Raw genomic sequence first — 20,231 nt, forward strand, 5'->3', positions numbered from 1 at the left:
GCTAGACCATGGCTGCCGTCACACCGCACCTGGAGCCCCGCGCATGCCTTCGCCCCTGTCCATCCGCCGCGTCGTCCTCTACAAGCACGGCGTCGGCTACTTCGAGCGCCGGGGGAAGGTGACCGGCAGCGAGACCGCGCACCTGGACTTCAAGGCGCGCGACATGAACGACGTGCTCAAGTCCATGACCGTGCTGGACCTGAACGGCGGCTCCGTGTCCGCCGTGAGCTACGACTCCACCAAGCCCCTGGAGCAGCTCCTCTCCGAAGCCACCATCCGCATCCCCGAACACGGCAGCCTCACCGCGCTGCTCGGCCAGGTGAAGGGCGCCCGCGTCTGTGCCCGCGTCGGTGGCGCGCAGGTGGAAGGCGCCATCGTCGGTCTGGAGTCGCTGCCCGTCGTCCAGGGGGAAGCCAGCGTCGTGCGCCCCTTCCTCACGCTGCTCGTCGGCGCGTCGCTGCGCACCTTCGACGTGCTGGAGCTGGGCGAGCTGGAGTTCCTCGACGAGGCCGTGCGCAAGGACCTGGAGTTCTACCTGGCCACCGTCATGTCCTCGTACAAGAAGGACTCCAAGCGGCTGTCCATCCTCACCGCCGGAGAGGGCTCGCGCGAGCTGTTCGTCAGCTACGTGCTGGAGTCCCCCGTGTGGAAGACCAGCTACCGCATCCTCCTGGACGAAGGGCAACCGCCGCTGCTCCAGGGCTGGGCCATGGTGGACAACACCGGTGACGAGGACTGGGTGGACGTGGAGCTGTCCCTCATCGCGGGCCTGCCCGTGTCCTTCGTCCACGACCTCTACAACCCGCGCTACCTGCGCCGCCCCGTCGTGGAGGTCCGCTCGGAGACCGGCGTCGCGCCCGTCATTCCGCAAGAGGCCTACGAGAGCGCCCCCGCCGAGCCCATGATGGAGTCCGTGGACGACGAGTCCTTCGGCTCCTCCGCGGACATGGCGTCTCCCGTCATGCCCGCCATGGCCGCGCCCGCGCCCCGCATGATGCGCAGCAAGGGCGGCCCGATGATTGGCGGCGGCGGACGCGGCGGCATGCGCGAGACGCTGGAGCAGAGCACCGCCGTGACGACGCTCACCAAGGAGGTGGGCGACCTCTTCGAGTACGGCGTGGACCGCCCCGTCACCGTGCACCGCAACCAGAGCGCGCTCGTCCCCATCCTGCACCGCCCGTTCGAGGGCCGCCGCGTGCTGCTCTACAACCGCGCCACGCGTGAGAAGAACCCGATGGCCTGCATCGAGTTCAAGAACACCACCGGCCTCACGCTGGAGGGTGGCCCCGTCACCATCACCGAGGACGAGACCTACGTGGGCGAGGCGATGCTCGACACGCTCAAGCCCGACGACACGCGCTTCGTCCCCTACGCCGTGGAGCTGTCCTGCATCGTGTCCGTGGAGGAGGACCCGGAGGACGGCCCGGTGTTCCGCGCGCGGCTCAATCGCGGCACCCTGGTGGTGGAGTTCTTCCACCTGCGCCGCACCAAGGTCACCGCGCGCAACAAGGCGAAGCGCCCCCAGGTGCTCTTCGTGGAACACCCACGCACCGGCTGGGAGTTGAAGGACACGGTCGCCCCCGCGGAGACCACGGACGGCTTCTGGCGCTTCAAGCGCGAGCTGGCCCCGGGCACCTCCGACACGCTCGTCATCACCGAGCGCACCAAGGGCCACCGCCAGTACTACCTGGGCAACCTGGGGCTGGAGGAGGTGACGTTCTTCCTCGACTCGCGCTACATCGACCCGCGCGTCGCCCAGGCCCTGCGCGACGTGGTGGCCATGCGCGAGAAGCAGTCGAAGGTCGCCCAGGACCTCCAGCGCCTCAACGAGGAGCGGACCCAGCTCTTCAAGGACCAGGAGCGGATCCGCTCCAACATCGACTCGCTCAAGAGCGGCGCGTCCCAGCGCGAGCTGGTGGAGCGCTTCGTCACCAAGCTCAACGCGCAGGAGGACCGGCTGGAGAGCATCGGCCGGGAGCTGGAGCGACTCGAGCAGGAGCGCACCCGCCTTCAGGCGGAGACGAACCAGCGCATCGAGTCGCTCTCCTACGAAGCGGACCTGTAGCTACTTCGCGTCCGCGCGGAACACCTCGCGGCCCGCCACCACCGTCAGCCGGACCTGCCCGGTGAGCAGGTCCGCCGGGGGCGCGTCCACCGGGTCCACCGACAGCGCCACGAAGTCCGCGTCCATGCCCGGCTTCAGCCGGCCGCGCTGCGCTTCCGCGAAGGACGCCCAGGCCGCGCCCGCCGTGAAGCCCTCCAGCGCCTCTTCACCGCTGAGGCGCTGGTCCGGGTGCCACCCACCCGGCGGCTGGCCGCTGGCATCCTGCCGCGTGCGCGCCGCGTACAGCCCCGCGAGCACGTCCGGCCGCTCCACCGGGAAGTCGCTGCCCAGCGCCAGCACGGCGCCCGCGGCCTTCAGCTTCTGCCACGCGTAGGCGTTCTGGATGCGCTCCGCGCCCACGCGCTTCTCCGCCCAGGGCATGTCGCTGGTGGCGTGCGTGGGCTGCACGCTCGCCACGAAGCCGTTCGCGCCCAGCCGCTGGATGTCCTCGGCCGTCATGATCTGCGCGTGCTCCACGCGGGGGCGCGCGTCCTTCGTCCCCGTGGCCGACAGCTCCCGCGACAGCGTGTCCAGCAGCAGCGTGTTGGCGCGGTCGCCAATCGCATGCGTGGCCACCTGGAAGCCGCGGCCCACGAAGGCGTGCACGCGCGAGGCGTACTCCTCCGGGGACAAGAGCAGCAGGCCGCGGTGGCCGGGCTCGTCGCTGTAGGCCGCGCCCAGCGCCGCGCCCCGGCTGCCCAGCGCGCCGTCCAGGGTGAGCTTCACCGCGCGCATCGTCAGGAGCTTGCCCTGGAAGGGGCCGTCCTTCAGGTACTGCACGCGGTCATCCGTCTGCCCATCCGCCATGGCGTAGACGCGCAGGGGCAGGGTGCCCGCCTTGTCCCAGTCCTGGAACAGGCGGAACGTGCGCAGGTCCATGCCCGCGTCGTGCACGCCGGTGAGGCCCACTCGCGCGCAGTGCTCCAGCGCAGCCCGCATGCGTGCCTCGTGCTGCTCCTTCGTGGGCGGCGGCAGCGCCTTCAGCGCCAGGTCCATGGCGTTGTCGATGAGCACGCCGCTGGGGTCGCCCTCCGGCAGCCGTTGGATGCTGCCGCCCTCGGGGTCCTTCGTGTCGCGGGTGATGTTCGCGCGCTTCAGCGCCGCGCCGTTGAGCCACAGCGCGTGCCCGTCGATGCGCCACAGCGCCACGGGCGTGTCCTTCAGGTGCTCGCCCATGTCCGCGACGGTGGGGAAGCGCGGCGTGTCCCAGTCGTTCTGGTCCCAGCCCTGACCCACCAGCCAGTCGCCCTGGTAGGCGGTGGCCGGGGCCTTCTCCAATCGCTGGCGCACCTCCGCCAGCGACGTGGTGCCCTCCAGCCGCACGCCCGCGAGCGCCTGACCCAGGCCCGCCAGGTGGCCGTGCGCATCCGTGAGGCCCGGCACCACCGTCGCGTCGCCCAACTCCACCACGCGCGCGGTGGCGCCCGCGGCGGCGAGCACCTCCTCGCGCGTGCCCACGGCCAGCACCTTGCCGTCCCGCACGGCGAGCGCCTGGGCCTCTGGCTTCGCGGCATCCAGCGTGCGGATGCGTTTGGCCACGTACACCGTGGGCGCGTCCGCGACCGCGTGCTCCGCGGGCGTTCCCTCCGGCACGCGCCGCGAGCAACCCGCGCCCGCACACAGGACCAGCGCCCCCAGCATCCAACCGAGACGTCCTCGCATCATCCGCGCACCCGCCATGACCGTTCGCCCGGGCAGGAAGGTCCCGGGACATCGCGCGCGGCACTCTGACGCACGCCCCGCGCGACGGCCAGTCCCGCGAGCCAGCGGTGCCTAGCGCCCCACGCGCAGCGTGTATGTGTAATCAATGGGCGCGCCGAAGGGCGCCAGGGCCTGCACGCGCACCACGTGCTCGCCCGGGGAGAGCTGGAGCATCAGCCACCACCCGTCCGTCACGCCGCGCTGCTCGCCTCCCACGAGGCACGGGTCTGGAATCTTCCCCACGAGGCTGGGGTCCGCGTCGAAGGTGAACAGGCCGCTGGTGTGACGGTGGCGGCGGGTGTCCACGCGCCGGCCATCCACGGTGACCACCAGGTCCTGCGTGCCGTTGTTGAAGTCGAGGGCGCCCTGGCGCAGGAAGTCCTCCAGCGTCTGGCCCGGCGCCGGTTCGAAGGACGGGTCGGGGCACGGGTAGTCATTGATGATGACCCACAGCGGAACCAGCACGGGCCGGTTCCGGGGCACGCGGCAGGTGCGCTGGTACGTGGTGTCCAGGTCGTACGTGGGCACGAAGAAGACGGGGCCGTCCTGGTCCTCGTCGCAGTCCTGCTCCAGCCGCAGCATGGGGCTGCGGTCCGCCGGCACGCGGAAGTGCCAGCGGTACCACTCCTTCGCCCACGCGGTGATGGGTCGGCCGTGGACGTAGGCTCCCGGCGGGAGCACCACCGCGCCCCGGCCCTGTGCTTCCAGTGCTTCACCGGAAGAGGCGACGGGCTCTTGCGCCGCTTCGTCTGGCATTGCGTCCGGCGCGCAGCCCATGAGCATCGACACCGCGAGGATGTGCTTCAGCATGTGTGGACCCCTCCTTGTGAAGAGGGCTCCAAGCTACGGACGCACGGGCGCGCGGGATTGTACGTGCTTGCGCGGTCCACGCCCCGCGTGCGCCGCGGCCCGATACTCGCCGGGCGTGACGCCCAGGGTGCGGCCGAAGTGCTTGATGAGGTGGCTCTGGTCCGTGAACCCGGCCGCGAGCGCCACCTCCGCCATGGGCAGCGGCCCCGCCAGCAGCTCCTGCGCGAGCCGCAGCCGCAGGGCCCGCTGGAACACCTGCGGCGTCTGGCCGAACTGACGGTGGAACGCGCGCACCAGGTGCCATGGGCTGAGCCCCGCGACACGCGCGAGCATCTCCAGCGACAGGTTGCGCGTGGGGTGGGCCTCCAGCAGCTCCCGCGCCCGCTTCACGCCCCGCGCGCACGCGGTCGCCCGACGCCGGTACGGCAGCCCCGCGTGCCGGCGCAGCAGCGCCACCAGCAATCCCAGCAGCCGCTCCTCGCGCTCCAGCAGGGACACGGCGCCGCCCTTCAGCGCGTCGAAGGTGACGGTGAAGCGCTCCATCAGCGCCGCGTCCTGGAGCATGGGGGACGCGAAGCCGGGCAGGGTGCCCGCGGGCGCTCCCGTCTCCTCCGCCGCGCGGATGAGCAACGCGGGCGGGACGTAGAGGATGCGGTAGGCCCACCCGATGGTGGAGTCGGCGGCGCGGCCCTCGTGCATCTCCCCCGTCGACACGGCGAGGAGGCTGCCCACCGAGGCCAACACCCGCTGCCCCTGAAGGTGCATCGACTGCGCGCCCGCGTCGTAGGCGCACAGGGAGAAGACATCATGCGAGTGTTTCGGAAAGGTCCACCGGGTGTAGGCCGCCCGGTGCAACTCCAGCCCGGGCACCTCCGGGGCTACCCAGAAGCCGTCCTCCTGCTTCGCGCGTCGCATGTCTCCCCCTCGCTGGCGCACCCGTCCAGGGGAGGGAGCGCACGGCGGGTGGAAGCATAGGGACACGCGGCCCCGGAGGGCGTAAGGAACAGCGCGTGAGCACTGTGACCCCTCGCGGCATCTGTTTCGACCTGGACGGCACGCTGGTGGATTCGCTGCCGGACATCATCGACAGCTTCCTCCACGGCTTCACGCACCACGGCCTGCCCGTGCCCTCCGTCGCGGAGGTGCGAGCGCTCATCGGTCAGCCGCTGGAGGACATGTACACGCGCTTCGCGCCCGAGCACGCCACCACGCTCTGCGTGGCCTACCGCGAGCACTACCCGCTCAACTTCCACCGGCGCTCCCGGCCCTTCCCCGGCGTGGAGCGCGTCCTGCGCACGCTGCGCGAGCGGGGCTACCTGCTCGCCGTCGCCACCACCAAGCGCGGCGACATGGCGCGGCGCTTCGTGGACGCGATGGGGCTGGGCGGCCTGCTGCACCACGTGCAGGGCACGGACGGCTTTCCGCACAAGCCCGCGCCGGACGTCATCCACCACGCCCTGAAGGCGCTGGGCACCGGCGGCCTGTGGATGGTGGGCGACACCACGCTGGACCTGCGCGCGGGCCAGGCCGCGGGCCTCAAGACGTACGCCGTCACCTGGGGCACACACGCCCACGAGGAGCTGGCCACCGCCTCTCCGGACGAGCTCCAGCCGGACCTGGAGCGGCTGCTGCACCACCTGCCGCCGCTCGTCTGAGGCGAAGCGGCGCTCAGTGCTGCGTGCGCGGGTGCAGCGCCTGCACCTGGCGCACCTGCTGGCGGCTGTTGAGCGGCAGGGCCGGCAGCGTGAGCTGATCCAACTCCCGCGGACCGATGAGCTGCACCACGTCCTTGCGGAAGAGCAGGTCCAGCGTCCAGCCCATGGCCACGCGCACCTTCGTCTCCAGCCTGGGCAGCTTGAACAGATAGATGGTGCGCCAGAGCACCCACGCGAAGGTACCGGAGAACTTCAGCCCCAGGATGCGCGCAACGCCCGAGCGCTGACCAATCGTGGCCAGCTGCCCCAGCATCTTGTAGCGGAACGCCTTCCCCGGCTGGCCCTTCAGCGCCGCGCACACGTTGCGCGCCACCGTCACGCCCTGGCGGAGCGCGTGCTGCGCGGTGGGAGGGCAGGGCTTGCCTCCGTTGGTGACGTCCGGCACCGACGCGCAGTCGCCCAGCGCCCAGACGCCCGGGAAGCCGGGCACCTCCATGCGCTCGTTCACCTTGAGCCGCCCGCGCTCCTTCTCGCACGGCAGCGTCGACAGCAGGGACGGCGGCGTGACGCCCGCGGTCCACACCACCGTCTTGGTGGGCACCACCGTGCCATCCGGCAGCTCCACGCCCGCCGCCGTCACGTCCTTCACGTGGACACCGGTGCGCACCTCGATGCCGTGCTCGATGAGCTTCTTGCGCGTGTACGCGCCCAGGTCCTCGCCCAGCTCCGGCAGCACCTCCTTGCCGCCGTGCACCAGCATCACGCGCACGTTGGCGTGCTGGATGTTGGGATAGAAGGGCAGGGCGCCGTGGATGAAGTCGTTGATGGCGCCCGCCGTCTCCACGCCCGCGAAGCCGCCGCCCACCACCACGAAGGTGACGATGGCGTTGCGCGCGCCCGTGGTGATGCAGTCCGTGTCCGCCTCCTCCAGCCGGTCGACCAGGCAGTTGCGCAGGAGCATCGCGTCGCCCAGCGTCTTCATGGTCAGCGTGTAGTCGCGCGGGCCCGGCTTGCCGAAGAAGTTCGTCTCCGAGCCCATGGCCAGCACCACGTAGTCGTACTCCAGCGTGTGGCTGTGGCCGTCCAGTCCGCCGTGCGCCACCGTGACCCGCTTCGACTCCAGATCCAGCCCGCTGACGTCGCCCTCCACGAACGTCATGCGCGGCAGCAGCTTGCGCAGCGAGATGACGATGGCGGTCGCGTTCAGGTCGCTCGCCGCCACCTCGTGGAGCATGGGCGTGAAGAGGAAGAAGTTGTCGCGGCTGACGAGCGTCACCTCCACGTCGTCCCGCCTTCCCAACTGCCGCTCCAGGTGCAGCGCCGCGTACATTCCCGCGAAGCCGCCTCCCAGGATGAGCACCCGCTTGCGCGGCGGCGTGTCCACGCAGAGCCCTTCCGACTTCTGGTCCGCCCCCATGCCCGCCTCCTCACGGCGCGAAGAACACCATCCCCCAATCTCGGGGCGCTCCCTCGCATCCGCATCCCGGGCCGGCGGGGGCCTGTCCGCCCGCTCGCCTCAGGGGTGGTTCGGGTGCATCCGGTGCCGCCACGTCGTGCGCTGGGACGTGTAGCGGGGGTTTTCGAAGAGCTTGATCAGCACCATGCCCGCCACGAACCCGCCGATGTGCGCCCACACGGCGACGCCGCCGGACACCTCCGGCCTGAGCGTCATCAACTGCGGCAGGCCGGTGATGACCTGGAGCACGAACCACCACACCAGCACGGCCCACGCGGGGATGGGGAAGACGCGGATGAGGATGAAGATGATGAACAGCATGTTCACGCGCACGCGCGGGTAGAGCACCAGGTACGCGCCCAGCACGCCCGCGATGGCGCCGGACGCGCCCACCGTGGGCACCGGTGACGTGGGGTCCACCGCCACGTGCGCCGCCGCCGCCACCAGTCCGCACACCAGGTAGAAGACGAGGAAGCGCAAGCGCCCCATGCTGTCCTCGATGTTGTTTCCGAAGACCCAGAAGAACAGCACGTTGCCCAGGATGTGCCCCCAACTGCCGTGCAGGAACATGGACGTGAGCGGCGTGAGGCGGTTGATGGACTCGTTGTCCACCACGCACGCGAGCCCGTCCCCCAGCGGCACCGCCTGACCCAGCGGCGCGCGGCCGGTGAGCTCCCCGGGCACCAGGCCCAGCTCGCAGATGCTGGTGGCCAGCGCCACCACGTTGAAGCCCGCCCCCTGGAAGAACACCCAGGTGAGGCCAATGGCCGCGAGCAGGAGGTACGTCATCACCGGGGTGCGCAGGGTCGGGTTGTCGTCGCTGATGGGAATCATGTCCGCCCGCCAGCATGGCCCCGCCACCGGCCCCCCGGACGGCCTCGTGCGCACGGATGTGCGGCGCCGGACGCATCACCGGAAGGCGGCCGGGCTCTATGCCAAATGAAGGTTGCCTGGTGGAGGTGACCCTCTCCCGGAAGGGCCCGGACTTGGCTTCCAGGCCCGCACCGGGCGAAATTCCGCAACCGCCTTCTCTTTCATGGAGTCCGGAGCAATGAATTCCTCGAAATCGTCCCGCGCCTCGGCGCTGTTCGTGGTGTCCGTCCTCGCCCTCGCCTTCAGCAGCGGCTGCGCCGCGCGCCGCCAGCAGTCGTACCTGGAGGACAAGGCGATGGGGCACGTCTACCGAAAGCCCATCGCGGAGGTCTGGCCGGAGGCCCTGGCCCTGATCAAGGAGAAGGGCTTCTCCGTGACGAACACGCAGACCGGCTTCGAGACCACGACGGAGTGGCTGATGACCAGTGCCCCCTCCTCGCTGGGCACCTCCTACGCGCGCTACCTGATTCGCGGCTTCGAGCGCGGGCCCGGCCAGTGCGCCGTGGAGTTCCGCCGCCAGGACCGCTCCGAGTCCCGCGCCGCCGACAACACCGACGGCCGCACCAAGGAAACCGGTGAGTCCTCGGTGGGCGCGGGCGCCTCCCAGATGCGGCGCGACTCCGAGCTGGAGTGGGAGCTGCTCCAGAAGGTGGACCCCGACGCCGCCTCCGCCCTCAAGGCCGAGGCGAAGAAGATCGAGTAGTCCGCCGCACCGCTGCCGGGGCCGCCGCCCGCGCGGAGACGTCAGTCGCGCAGCGGCAGCTCCACGGTGAGGCCGTCGAAGGCCACCTCCACCGGCCCCTTGAACGCCTCACGCGCCTGCGTGAGCAGCCGTCCGGGGTCGGTGTCGTGGCGGCTGGACAGGTGGGTGAGGATGAGCCGCTTCGCCCCCGCGTCCCGCGCCACCTGCGCCGCCTCCCGCGCGGTGGAGTGCCGCGTCTCCAGCGCGCGCGCCTGCTCGTCGTCGGAGAAGGTGGACTCGTGCACCAGCAGGTCCGCGTCCTTCGCCGCCTGCACCAGCGACGGGCACGGCCGCGTGTCTCCGGAAATCACCAGCCGCCGCCCGGACCGGGACTCGCCCAGCACGTCCTCCGGCTTCACCACGCGCCCGTCCGGCAGCGTGACGGACTCGCCCTTCTGCAGCTTGCCGAAGGACGGCCCCTCCGGCACGCCCAGCTCCCGCGCCTTCTCCAGGTGGAACCTCCCCGGACGGCCGTCCTCCGCCAGCACGTAGCCCAGCGCGTGGATGCGGTGGTCCACGCCCACCGCCTGCACGGTGTAGCCATTGCGGCGCACCGTGTCCCCGTCCTTCAGCTCGTGGATCTCCACCGGGAAGGCCAGCGACTCCAGCCCCAGGTGCACGGCCTGGTGCAGCAGCCGCCGCGCCGGGGGCGGCCCGTACAGGTGCATGGGCGCGGTGCGGCCCATCATCCCCAGCGTGCGCAGGAAGCCGATGATTCCCAGGTAGTGGTCGGCGTGGAAGTGCGTGAAGAACGCCGCGTCCACGGTGAAGCCCGTGCCGAAGCGCACCATCTGCCGCTGGGTGCCCTCGCCGCAGTCGAACAGCAGCAGGTCCGCGTGCGCCTTCACCGCCAGGCCGGAGAGGCCGCGATGCAGCGTGGGCTGCGCGGCGGAGGTGCCGAGGAAGGTGAGCCTCAGTAGGGACATGCCAGCGCTTCCCACGTCGAGAGTGGCCTCCTCGCACGCGCGGAGTCTGTCCCGGCGCGCGCGTTCCCGGGGCATTTACCAGGGTGCGAGGGGGCGTGCTATGCAGCCGGCCCTTTCGGACCCGCCCCCATGCCTGATTCCCTGACGGTCGGCCCCACGGCCGACCCCCGCCGAGTGAAAGCCCAGGACGGCCGCCTGCTCACCGTCCCTGACGGCTGGGCCCTCCTTCCCCCCGGCGACGCCGGCCTCACCCGCCGCGTGAAGGCCGCCGGCCCCTCCTGGACCGTGGTGGAGAAGGTGGGCCGCAAGCTCTTCTCCCGGGGCGTGTGGGCGCCGGAGGCCCACATCGTCCACGCGAAGGCCGCCCTGGAGGACGAGCGCGCCACCCCCGCCTACGCGAAGAAGCTGGCCCAGGGCCGTGAGCGCCGCGCCAAGGAGCAGGCCGAGTACGAGGTCGACTTCGCCAACGCCGTCCTGCGCTTCCTCGCCTTCAGCCCCGCGTGGCTCCCCCACGCCAAGCGTCTGGCCGTGATGGTCGCCGGCCACGCCACCCCCGTGGGCAGCGGCACCGTGGCCCGCACGGAGCGCATCCCCATCGAGCGGCGCGCGGAGGCCGCCGTCATCGCCTGGATGCGCCACCAGACCACCGGCTACGACGACATGCGCATCGCGCGCGTGAAGGGCGCCCGCCGCGAGGTGCGCCGCGAGCTGGCGGAGGTGTCCCGCGCCATCCTGGACCTGCACCGCCGGGATGCCCCTCACGCCCCGCCCGCGTGTCCGCTCTGCTCCGCACTCCTGCGCCCTCCGCCGACACGCCCCTCGGATTCCTGACCCGGCGTTCAGCAACGACTGTTTTATTTCTGACCGGCGGGTTAGGAATGCGTCCGCCATGCCCCGCCACGCCGACCCCAAAGCCCGCAGCGCGCTCATCGCGTCCGCGCGGGCGGAGTTCGCGAAGCGGGGCGTGAAGGGCGCGCGCATCAGCGACATCACCGCCGCCAGCGGCCTGTCCAAGGGCGCCTTCTACCTGCACTTCCCTTCGAAGGAGGCCCTCTTCGCGGCGCTGGTGGAGGGCTTCCTGGAGGCGCTGGAGGTGCTGGCCACGAAGCGCATGTCCTGCATGGACCGCTTCCGCGCGGACCACAGCGGCCTGCCGGGCCCCGGGGACGTGGCCGCGCGCTCGGAGCGCTACCGCGACTTCCTGCGCATGGAGGCCGCGCTCGACGTGGAGATGCTGGAGCTCATGTGGGAGCAGCGGGAGCTGGTCACCGCGCTCATCGTGGGCAGCCAGGGCACCGCCTTCGAGTCCGTCATGTGGGACGTGGTGGACCGCGAGGTGGAGAGAATCGCCCGGGAGTTCCACCACCTGCGCGGCCAGCACCCGGACACCCCGGACGTGGACCCCAGCCTCTTCGGCTCCTTCGTCGTGGGCACCTACCTGCTGCTGGCCCGGCGCATGGGCCGGCTGACGCAGAAGCCGGACCTGGCCGCCTGGGCCGTGGGCCTCCAGCGTCTGATGCACGAAGGCTCGCTGCCCCGCGAGGCCGTGCCCGCGACGCCCGCCGCCGTCGCCCGTCCCTCTTCACCGCCTTCCACGCGCCGGCGCCACGCCCGCGCGGACCACCCGCACCGCCCGCCAAGGAAACGCCCGTGAAACCGTCCACGAAGCCCTCCGCCTCCCGCGCCCTCACCGCCCTGGGGATGGCCGCCGCGCTCTCGCTCTCCGGTTGCGACAAGGCGGATGCCGCGGCCGCGCCTCCCGCCGCGGCCGCCGGCCAGGACAAGCCCGCGCCGGCCGTGAAGGTCGTCTCCGCGCGCGGCGTGCAGGCCTCGCAGTCGGAGGAGGTGACGGGCACGCTGTACCCCGCCCAGGGCCTCCAGGTCGGCTTCGAGGTGGGCGGCCGCCTGGAGGCGGTGCGCATCCACAAGGGCCAGGCCGTGAAGAAGGGCGACACGCTCGCCCAGCTCAACTCTGAAATCGTGGACGCGCAGGTGGCCGGCGCGGAGGCCGCCGTCGCCGCCGCGGAGGCCGCCGCCTCCATTGCGAAGGACGCGGCCGAGCGCACGGAGAAGCTCAGCACCGGCGGTGGCGTCAGCGACCAGCAGCACAAGAACGCCGTGGCCGCCGCCGCGCAGGCCCAGGCGCAGGTGATGGCCGCGAAGGCGCAGCTGGCGCAGGCCCGCGCGTCGCGCCGCCGGCACGACCTGAAGGCGCCCTTCGCGGGCACGCTCATCGAGTCCCCGGACCAGACGGGCGCCACCGTGGGGCCGGGCTCGCCCCTGTTCACGCTGGAGCAGTTGGACACGCTCATCTTCCGCACCACCGTGGCGGAAGGCGCGCGCTCGCTGCTCAAGCCGGGCACGAAGGTGCGCGTGGCGGCGCTGGGCAACGGCGCGTCCACCGACGAGGCCGTGGTGCGCACCATCCTGCCCTCCGCGGACCCCACCACCCGCCGCATCCCGGTGGAGATCGCCGTGCCCAACGCGGACGGCCGCTTCGTGGCCCACACCCTGGCGCGCGCCATGCTGAAGCTGGGCGAGACGCAGGAGGCGCAGCTGCTCCCCACCACGGCGCTGTCCTCCTCCAACGGGGACCACGTCCTCGTCGTCAGCGACGGCGCCCTCCAGCGCGTGGACGTGCAGGTGCTGGAGCGCCGCGACCGCGAGGTGGTGGTGCGCGCCGCCGCCGTCCTCCAGCAGGTGGTGGACTACCCCACGCCCTCCCTGACCCCCGGCACCCGCGTCTCCGTGAAGTAGCCGCAAGCCGCCCCTTTTCGCCGAGTGCGTGAGCTCTTCCCATGATTCTCAGTGACGTTTCCATCCGACGGCCGGTGTTCACGGCCATGGTGTCCCTGCTGCTCATCGTGCTGGGCGTGATGGGCCTCAAGCGCCTGGGCACCGACCTCTACCCGGACGTCAGCTTCCCCGTGGTGGTGGTCAACACCCTCTACAAGGGGGCGGGCCCGGGCGAAATCGAGACCCAGGTCATCAAGCCCCTGGAGGACGCGGTCGCCGGCATCAGCGGCGTGGACAAGATCCACTCCTTCAGCCGTGAGAACGTGGGCACCGTGGTGGTGTCCTTCACGCTGGGCACCGCCCTGGACACCGCCGTGCAGGACGTGCGCGACAAGGTGGGCCAGGCCGTCAACAAGCTGCCCACGGACGCGGACGCGCCCATCGTCAGCCGCGTGGACCTGTCCGCCGCGCCCATCCTCACCTACGCCATCTCCGCGGACATGAAGTCCCAGGCGCTGCGCAAGCTGCTGGATGACCGCATCAAGCCCGCGCTCGCGCAGCTGGCCGGCGTGGCGGAGGTGCGCATCACCGGCGGCGACACGCGTGAGATTCAGGTCGACATCGACCTGGACAAGGCCCGCGCGGTGGGCATCGCGCCGTCGCAGGTGTCCCAGCGCATCGCCATGGAGAACCTCAACCTGCCCGCGGGCCGTCTGCAGTTGGGGCCCAACGAGCTGACCGTGCGCGCCATGGGCGAGTTCCGCAGCGTGGAGGACTTGAAGAAGCTGCCCATCGCCCGCAGCAACACCGGCGCGCAGGTGCGCCTGGAGGAGGTCGCCACCGTCACGGACGGCGTCGCCGAGCGCCGCACCACCGCGCGCCTCAACGCCCGCGACGCCGTGGTGCTCGAAATCGTGAAGCAGCCGGGCTCCAACACCGTGAGCGTCAGCGACGCGGTGAAGAAGACGCTCGCGGACATGACGCCGGTGGTGGGGCAGGGCTTCCAGGCCACGCTGCTCATCGACCAGTCGGACCTCATCCGCGCCAACACCCACGAGGTGTGGATCGCCCTCATCTTCGGCGGCCTGATGGCGGTCCTCATCATCCTGATGTTCCTGTTGGACCCGCGCGGCACGTTCATCTCCGCGCTCGCGCTGCCCACGTCCGTCATCGGCACGTTCTTCGTGATGTACGTGCTGGGCTACTCGCTCAACCAGATGACGCTCCTGTCGCTGTCATTGGCCATCGGTCTGCTCATCGACGACGCGGTGGTGGTCCGTGAGGCCATCACCCACCGCCTGGAGAAGGGCGAGGACCCGATGAGCGCCGCGTACAACGGCACCAAGGACGTGGGTCTGGCGGTGCTCGCGACCACGCTGGCCCTGGTGGCGGTGTTCATCCCCGTGGCCTTCATGCCCGGCATCGTGGGTCAGTTCTTCAAGCAGTTCGGCATCACCATCTCCGTGGCGGTGCTCATCTCGCTGTTCATCTCCTTCACGCTGGACCCCATGCTGTCCGCGCGCTTCGCCAAGGCGCACAAGCCCGGAGAGGAGAAGAACGAGCCCGCCGTCTTCCGCGCGCTGCGCCGCTTCCTGGAGGGCACGGAGTCCGCGTACTCGCGCATCCTGGGCTGGGTGCTGCGCCACAAGTGGACCACCGCCGGCCTCACCGTGCTGGCGCTGGTCCTGTCCTTCGGCGCCGCCAGCCGCCTGGGCGTGGAGTTCATGAGCGCGGAGGACCGCTCGCAGCTCATCGTGGAATTGCAGCTGCCGGACTCCGCCAACCTGGCGCAGACCACGGAGCGCGCCGCGGAAGCGGAGGTGCTGCTCAAGAAGATTCCGGAGGTCACGGACATCTACACGACGGTCGGTCCCAACGGAGACGTCTACAAGGCGCGCCTGCGCGTGCTGACCGTGGGCAAGGACCAGCGCACCAAGAGCATCCCCGTCATCAAGGAGGAGGCCCGCGCGCTGCTGGTCCCCAACCTGGTCTCCACCGCCATCACCCTGTCGGACCCGCCGTCCATCGAAGGCCTGGGCGACTGGTTCCCCATCATGGTGCGCGTGGTGGGCCCGGACCTGAAGCGCGTCAACGAGGAGGCCGAGCGCGTCGCCGGCATCCTGCGCACCCTGGGCACCTCCGACGTGCGCGTGGACTCCAACCCGGCCAAGCCGGAGCTCCAGATCCAAATCGACCGCGCGCGCGCCGCGGACATGGACCTGTCCGCCGGGGCGCTCGCCTCGCAGCTGCGGCTGGCCATCGACGGTGACGTGACGGCCAAGCTGCGCGAGGGCACGGACGAGACGGACATCCGCGTGCGCCTGCGCGAGGAGGACCGCGCCACGCCGGAGCGCGTGCGCCAGCTGATGATCGCCACGCCCAAGGGCCTGCACCAGGTGACGGACGTGGCGGAGGTGTCGCTCAAGGACGGCCCCAGCGTCATCGAGCATGAGAACCGCGAGCGCCAGGTGGCCGTCGTATCCCAGCTGGCCAAGGGCGCCGCGCTGGGTGACGTGGCCACGAAGCTCAAGGCCGCCATCGCCCAGAAGCCGCTGCCGCCCGGCTACGCCATCGTCTACGACGGCCAGATGAAGAGCCTGGATGAGCAGAACGACGCGTTCGGCATCGCGTTCGGTCTGGCCTTCGTCTTCATCTACATGGTGCTCGCCAGCCAGTTCGAGTCCTTCAAGCACCCCTTCACCATCATGGTGTCGCTGCCGCTGGCGCTCGTGGGAGCGCTCCTGGGGCTCGTCGTCACGAACTACCACCTGAGCATGGGCGCGATGATTGGCGTCATCCTGCTGATGGGCCTGGTCACGAAGAACGCCATCCTCCTCATCGACGGTGCGCTCCAGCACCTGCGCGAGGGCGACTCCGTGGACGAGGCCCTGCTCAAGGCCGGCCCCCGCCGCCTGCGCCCCATCCTCATGACGAGCGCGGCCATGGCCATTGGCATGGTCCCCACCGCCGTGGGCACGGGCATCGGCTCCGAGTTCCGCGCCCCCATGGCCATCTCCGTCATCGGCGGCGTCATCACCTCCACCTTCCTCACGCTGCTGGTGGTGCCGGTGGTGTTCGCGGCGATGGAGAAGCTGTCCTTCCGCAAGAAGCAGCCCCGCGCGCAGGGGCCGCACGCCTCGCTCCCCGTGGACGCGCCCGCGGCGCACGACCGCGCGGCCTGAGGCGCCTCAAGGCGTGAAACAAGAAGGCGCGGGTGACGGTGTCGTCACCCGCGCCTTTCATTTGAAACAAGGGGGATGAAACAAATCCCGGCCAGGCGTCCTTTCGCGGGAGGCCACCGGCTCCGGGCCTTGCCGGAGACGGGGCGTTCGCGGGCGTCCCTGCCCGGGAGGAGCAGCTCTAGCGAGCGGCCGAGAAGCCTTCGCCGTTGAGCAGGCGAACGCGCGCCTTGGCGAGCTGGTTCTGCGCTTCCTCCAGCGACACACAATCCACGGTGATGTCGTCGTTGGGGGATGCTTCCGACGCCACGCGGGCCGTCTGCAGCCGCGCGATGGTGGAATCCGACACGTGCGCGCACATGGCGCAGCCATTCTTGCGCCCGTGGTCGACGATCTCGGAGAACAGCTTCGCGGATTCCGGCTCCAGCGGGCGAAGACCCCGCATGTCGGCCAGAACCAGGTGCCGCCCTCCGCCGTAGCTGTCCGTGGCCTTCTTGTAGACGGCCACGTACTCCTTCATCTCGTTGGGCCGCATGAAACCGCTCATGCGGGCAGTGATGGTCCGACGGCTGACATCGTTGGTGACTTCGAACATAGGTGCGCCCTCCCTCGCAGGATCAAAGCCTAACAGCACTCTTTCGGACTTTCACCAGCCCCCCCGTCATTCCCGGGGGGGTGTAAGGTTTGAAAGGAATTGCGTGTTATTCCTTCTGGGTAGGTTGTAAAAATGAAGAAGCCCGGCCCGCGTGAGCGGAGCCGGGCTTCCGTGCTCTGTGTTTGACCCAGAGCGGGTTGGGACTAACCCACTGCGCGGACGTTCTGCGCCTGCAGGCCCTTGGGGCCGCGCGTCACCTCGAACTCCACCTTCTGGCCTTCCTGAAGGGTGCGGAAGCCGTCCATGTTGATGGCGCTGTGGTGGCAGAACACGTCCTCACCACCGCCGTCCTGCGTGATGAAGCCAAAGCCCTTCGCATCGTTGAACCACTTCACCGTACCAGTAGCCATGAATCGTCTTCTCTTTGTTGGGTGGGGCGCGGCACCCACCGCCCGGAGCGGTCGGTCCTCTCGAAATGTGAGGGCCTGAGTGCGAACAACAGTCTGCCCGGCGGGGCGGGGTGGGTGGAAGCCCCCTTGCCCAGCAGCCAACAATTCGCGGGGTGGTCTCCCTTCCTACCCATTGTTGGCACAGGCAGGCGGGCGTGGGGCCGGAGCTGCTTTGGCGCCCCGGTGTGGGGGCGTGGCTACCGTTCCGGGCAAGGCCACGACGGCCGGGAGAGGAGTCACGTCATGTACGAGGTCCGAGGCCCCGAGCCCCTGCTGCCCCCTGTTCCTCCGCGCGCGGAGGGCGCCGTGCGCCGCGAGTGGCGCCGGATGAGGGACCACAGCGCGGCGGCGGGCATCCTGTCGCGTCCGCTGTTCGGCCGGCTGCCGTTGCGCCGTTGGGTGTCGCAGGACCTGCACTCGGTGCTGGACTACGTGGGCGGCGCCGCGCTGGTGGCGGTGGGGAGCGCGTCCGGTGACAGCAAGGCGAAGGCGGCCGGCTGGGCGCTGGGCGGGGCCGCGGTGGGCGTGTCGCTGTTCACGGACTACCGGCTGAGCCTCACGAAGCTCATCCCCATCGAGGCGCACGAGCTGGCGGACTACGCCTATGGCCTGGGCGCGGTGCTGGCGCCCTTCGTCTTGGGCTACGCGAAGCGCTCGCCGGTGGCGGCGGCGCTGCACGTGCTGCTGGGCGTGAAGGTGCTGGCCGCGTCGCTCGTCACGGACTACCGCTGCCAGACGGGCATGCACCTGGGCGGAGAGCTGGCCACGGACCCCGAGGGCATCGGGGCCTGAGCTTCAGGGATGCAGCTTGAGCAGGAAGCCGTCCTGCAGCGGCCGTGACGGTTCGTCCTCCGGGACGGACCGGTTGAAGCCGCCGGCGAGCAGCACGCCGCCGGTGGCGTCCACGCTCACGGCCCGGGCCTGGGCCACGGTGCCGGGGCTCGCGAAGCCGCGCACCCAGAGCGACGTGCCCTCTTCCGGCAACAGCTTCGCGACGTACAGGCCCGGAGGCAGGTTGCCTCCGCCCAGGGCGAGGCCGCCGTCATGGCCGCCCGCCACCGTCAGTTGCCCCGCGTCGTCGGTGGCCACCATCGGCGCGCCGGTGGGGAAGGTGCGCGCCCACTGCTGGCCGCCCTGCGCGTCGTAGGCCAGCAGGAAGCCGTCGCGCGAATCCGCGCGGTGGAAGGTCTTCTGGAAGTACAGCCGGCCGCTGAAGCCGCCACCCACGAAGACGCGGTCCGCTCCCACGGCCACGGACACCGCGGTGCCATCCGTGCCGCGCACGTCGCGGCTCCAGACGTGGTCGCCGTCCCGGGTGAGCTTCACCACGAAGGGCGTGTGCTGGCGCACGGTGACGAAGGTCGCTTCGCCAAACGACACCGCGCCGGCATAGCCGCCCACCACGTGCACGTCGCCAAAGACATCCACCGCCACCGCCCGCGCGGAGACCTCGCCCTCGCTGGAAGGCATCCACACGCGGCTCCAGTGCTGCTCACCCCGGGGCCCCACGCGCAGCGCGAAGCCCGCGTGTCTGCCATGGGGCGTGCGCTTCAATCCCTCTCCCAGGTCGCGCGCGCCGGCGAAGTCGCCCACCAGCACCGCGCCGCCGTGGTGGTCGGGCGTGACGCCGTTCACCGCCACCGGCCCCTCACCCGGCAGTGAGCGCACCCAGTCCAGCGCGCCGCCGCTGCCATCCAGCCGGGCCAGGAACGGACCCTCCGGCAGCGTGGCGCCGTCGCGGGTGAAGCCCGCGGACATGCCCGTGAGGAAGATGTTGTCGTTGGCGTCCACCGCCAGGCCGCCCACGCGGGCTCGCGCCTCGTGCTCGGGCGTCCAGCCGCGCGCCCACTTCAGCGTGCCGTTCGATGAATACCGCGCCACCAGCAGGTGTGGCGCCTCCGCGTTGCGATTGAAGGGCAGGGGACCCGCCCCCAGGTCGATGGGTTCTTGATAGGTCGCCGCCACGAGGACGTCCCCGTTGGAGGTCACCACCGCGTGCGGAGCCTGAGGGTCCCCAACCATCAGGGTCCGCGACCACACGTGGGCCTCCACGCCCTCTGAAGCGACCTGTCCACCCACCTCACCGAGCACCGGGATGCGCGGTGCCGTGGCTCGGGCTTCCTCGCACCCCACGAGAAAGAGTCCCCCCACGAACACCGCCATCCGAATCCACGCCACCGCCGCCCCCCGTCCCGGATCCGCCCCACCCAACCCCGACTCCCCCGCCCTTCAACCGCGCCCAGGCCCTACTGCAAGGGCGCGGCCAACGTGTCCCGGCGAAGGTGTCCCCTCGGAGGAGGCCCCGGGGAGCCGGATGCTGGGGCAGGGGTCCTGTCCGTCAGCCGGTAATTCCTGCCGACCGGAGGGAGGGGGGACGGTAAAGAAAGACGCCCGCACGGGTCTCCCCGGCGGGCGTCGATGTATGTGTTATGTTTTGGACCGCGCGAAGGACTACAGCACCTTCACCGGCACTTCCTTGAGCACCTGGTCGCCGCGCATGACGGTCACGGTCCACGCGCCGGCCTTGGGCAGCCGCACGCCGGTCCACTGACGCGCGCGCCAGCCCTCGCCCTTCACCTTCACGTCCTTCGTCTCGCGCACGGTGGTGCCCTGCTTCACCTGCACCGTGAGGTCTTCGATGGAGTCGCCCTGGGGCACCAGGTAGCTCTGCCAAAGCATCACGTTGGTGCCCGCCTTGACGCCCTCGGGGCCCACCTCGGCGGTGCACTCGTACTTGTTGGGGCCGTCCTTGGCCACCTCCGTGCAGAGCTTGGCCTCCACCAGCACGGGACCCTGGCCCTGGCCCTTGTAGAAGTAGTTCCAGGTCTCGCGCACCGCGTCCGCGCTGGGGACCTTCACCGACTCCGCCGCCGGCGCCGCCGCCTCCTGCGCTCCCGCCACAGACGCCACACCCAGCACCGCGCACAGCACGCTTCCGTTGAACAGGCTCTTCATGACTTGGGGTCCCCTCGTTGATGTTGAAGGCGGCCGGCCCACGTCCGGCC

18 protein-coding genes are annotated in these 20,231 nt (G+C 70.8%); 8 read left to right on the top strand and 10 right to left on the bottom strand.

From position 1 onward, the window contains the following. Positions 1 to 43: 43 nt before the first annotated feature. On the top strand, positions 44 to 2,065 hold the full coding sequence (locus ACX114_RS02940; protein ID WP_459294479.1) for a hypothetical protein: 2,022 nt from the start codon (positions 44 to 46) through the stop codon (positions 2,063 to 2,065). On the opposite strand, the gene ACX114_RS02945 is transcribed toward ACX114_RS02940, so the two are convergent. The 3 genes from ACX114_RS02945 to ACX114_RS02955 form a co-directional block, all read right to left on the bottom strand. After that, positions 2,066 to 3,769: an amidohydrolase gene (locus tag ACX114_RS02945; protein ID WP_459294481.1), complete on the bottom strand. Its 1,704-nt coding sequence runs from the start codon at positions 3,767 to 3,769 to the stop codon at positions 2,066 to 2,068. It abuts the gene before it with no gap. A 108-nt stretch (positions 3,770 to 3,877) separates the two neighbouring features. Then, positions 3,878 to 4,615 carry a hypothetical protein gene (locus ACX114_RS02950; protein WP_459294483.1) on the bottom strand — a complete coding sequence of 246 codons (738 nt, stop codon included), beginning with the start codon at positions 4,613 to 4,615 and terminating at the stop codon, positions 3,878 to 3,880. A gap of 33 nt (positions 4,616 to 4,648) precedes the next feature. After that, on the bottom strand, positions 4,649 to 5,530 hold the full coding sequence (locus tag ACX114_RS02955; RefSeq protein ID WP_459294485.1) for an AraC family transcriptional regulator: 882 nt from the start codon (positions 5,528 to 5,530) through the stop codon (positions 4,649 to 4,651). 95 nt (positions 5,531 to 5,625) lie between these two features. Between ACX114_RS02955 and ACX114_RS02960 the strand changes: the two genes are divergently transcribed. Beyond that, positions 5,626 to 6,270 carry an HAD family hydrolase gene (locus ACX114_RS02960; protein WP_459294487.1) on the top strand — a complete coding sequence of 215 codons (645 nt, stop codon included), beginning with the start codon at positions 5,626 to 5,628 and terminating at the stop codon, positions 6,268 to 6,270. A gap of 13 nt (positions 6,271 to 6,283) precedes the next feature. Here the strand turns inward: ACX114_RS02960 and ACX114_RS02965 are convergent, their stop codons facing one another. Next, positions 6,284 to 7,687 (bottom strand): NAD(P)/FAD-dependent oxidoreductase, encoded by a 1,404-nt coding sequence (locus tag ACX114_RS02965; RefSeq protein ID WP_459294489.1) that lies wholly within the window; start codon positions 7,685 to 7,687, stop codon positions 6,284 to 6,286. Between the two features lie 99 nt (positions 7,688 to 7,786). Continuing rightward, on the bottom strand, positions 7,787 to 8,560 hold the full coding sequence (locus tag ACX114_RS02970; RefSeq protein ID WP_459294491.1) for a rhomboid family intramembrane serine protease: 774 nt from the start codon (positions 8,558 to 8,560) through the stop codon (positions 7,787 to 7,789). Positions 8,561 to 8,777: 217 nt separating this feature from the next. On the opposite strand from ACX114_RS02970, the gene ACX114_RS02975 reads away from it, so the two are divergent. Then, positions 8,778 to 9,302, top strand: coding sequence for a hypothetical protein (locus tag ACX114_RS02975; protein ID WP_459294493.1), 525 nt, complete (start codon positions 8,778 to 8,780; stop codon positions 9,300 to 9,302). Positions 9,303 to 9,343: 41 nt separating this feature from the next. Here the strand turns inward: ACX114_RS02975 and rnz are convergent, their stop codons facing one another. Then, on the bottom strand, positions 9,344 to 10,267 hold the full coding sequence (gene rnz / locus ACX114_RS02980) for a ribonuclease Z (RefSeq protein ID WP_459294495.1): 924 nt from the start codon (positions 10,265 to 10,267) through the stop codon (positions 9,344 to 9,346). A 129-nt stretch (positions 10,268 to 10,396) separates the two neighbouring features. Between rnz and ACX114_RS02985 the strand changes: the two genes are divergently transcribed. From ACX114_RS02985 to ACX114_RS03000, 4 genes are read left to right on the top strand one after another with little or no spacing between them, the layout of a single operon-like run. Further along, entirely contained in the window at positions 10,397 to 11,098 is a 702-nt protein-coding gene (locus tag ACX114_RS02985; RefSeq protein WP_459294497.1) for a DUF2293 domain-containing protein, read from the top strand. Between the two features lie 58 nt (positions 11,099 to 11,156). After that, positions 11,157 to 11,921, top strand: a complete 765-nt coding sequence (locus ACX114_RS02990; RefSeq protein WP_459294499.1) for a TetR/AcrR family transcriptional regulator — start codon at positions 11,157 to 11,159, stop codon at positions 11,919 to 11,921. Next, positions 11,918 to 13,024, top strand: coding sequence for an efflux RND transporter periplasmic adaptor subunit (locus ACX114_RS02995; protein ID WP_459294501.1), 1,107 nt, complete (start codon positions 11,918 to 11,920; stop codon positions 13,022 to 13,024). Before ACX114_RS02990 ends, ACX114_RS02995 begins: the two co-directional genes overlap by 4 nt. A 41-nt stretch (positions 13,025 to 13,065) precedes the next feature. Beyond that, positions 13,066 to 16,185, top strand: a complete 3,120-nt coding sequence (locus ACX114_RS03000) for an efflux RND transporter permease subunit (RefSeq protein WP_459294503.1) — start codon at positions 13,066 to 13,068, stop codon at positions 16,183 to 16,185. A gap of 178 nt (positions 16,186 to 16,363) precedes the next feature. On the opposite strand, the gene ACX114_RS03005 is transcribed toward ACX114_RS03000, so the two are convergent. Both ACX114_RS03005 and ACX114_RS03010 read right to left on the bottom strand, forming a co-directional pair. Continuing rightward, a complete protein-coding gene (locus ACX114_RS03005; protein ID WP_014393433.1) occupies positions 16,364 to 16,777 on the bottom strand; it encodes a hypothetical protein in 414 nt (137 codons plus the stop codon). A gap of 203 nt (positions 16,778 to 16,980) precedes the next feature. Continuing rightward, a complete protein-coding gene (locus ACX114_RS03010; RefSeq protein ID WP_014393434.1) occupies positions 16,981 to 17,187 on the bottom strand; it encodes a cold-shock protein in 207 nt (68 codons plus the stop codon). A gap of 282 nt (positions 17,188 to 17,469) precedes the next feature. Between ACX114_RS03010 and ACX114_RS03015 the strand changes: the two genes are divergently transcribed. Further along, positions 17,470 to 18,018: a hypothetical protein gene (locus tag ACX114_RS03015; protein ID WP_459294506.1), complete on the top strand. Its 549-nt coding sequence runs from the start codon at positions 17,470 to 17,472 to the stop codon at positions 18,016 to 18,018. A gap of 3 nt (positions 18,019 to 18,021) precedes the next feature. Here the strand turns inward: ACX114_RS03015 and ACX114_RS03020 are convergent, their stop codons facing one another. Further along, positions 18,022 to 19,404, bottom strand: coding sequence for a hypothetical protein (locus tag ACX114_RS03020; protein WP_459294508.1), 1,383 nt, complete (start codon positions 19,402 to 19,404; stop codon positions 18,022 to 18,024). Between the two features lie 273 nt (positions 19,405 to 19,677). Further along, positions 19,678 to 20,181 (bottom strand): hypothetical protein, encoded by a 504-nt coding sequence (locus tag ACX114_RS03025; protein ID WP_459294510.1) that lies wholly within the window; start codon positions 20,179 to 20,181, stop codon positions 19,678 to 19,680. Positions 20,182 to 20,231: the final 50 nt, after the last annotated feature.

This window comes from Corallococcus sp. M7, from assembly GCF_054512695.1.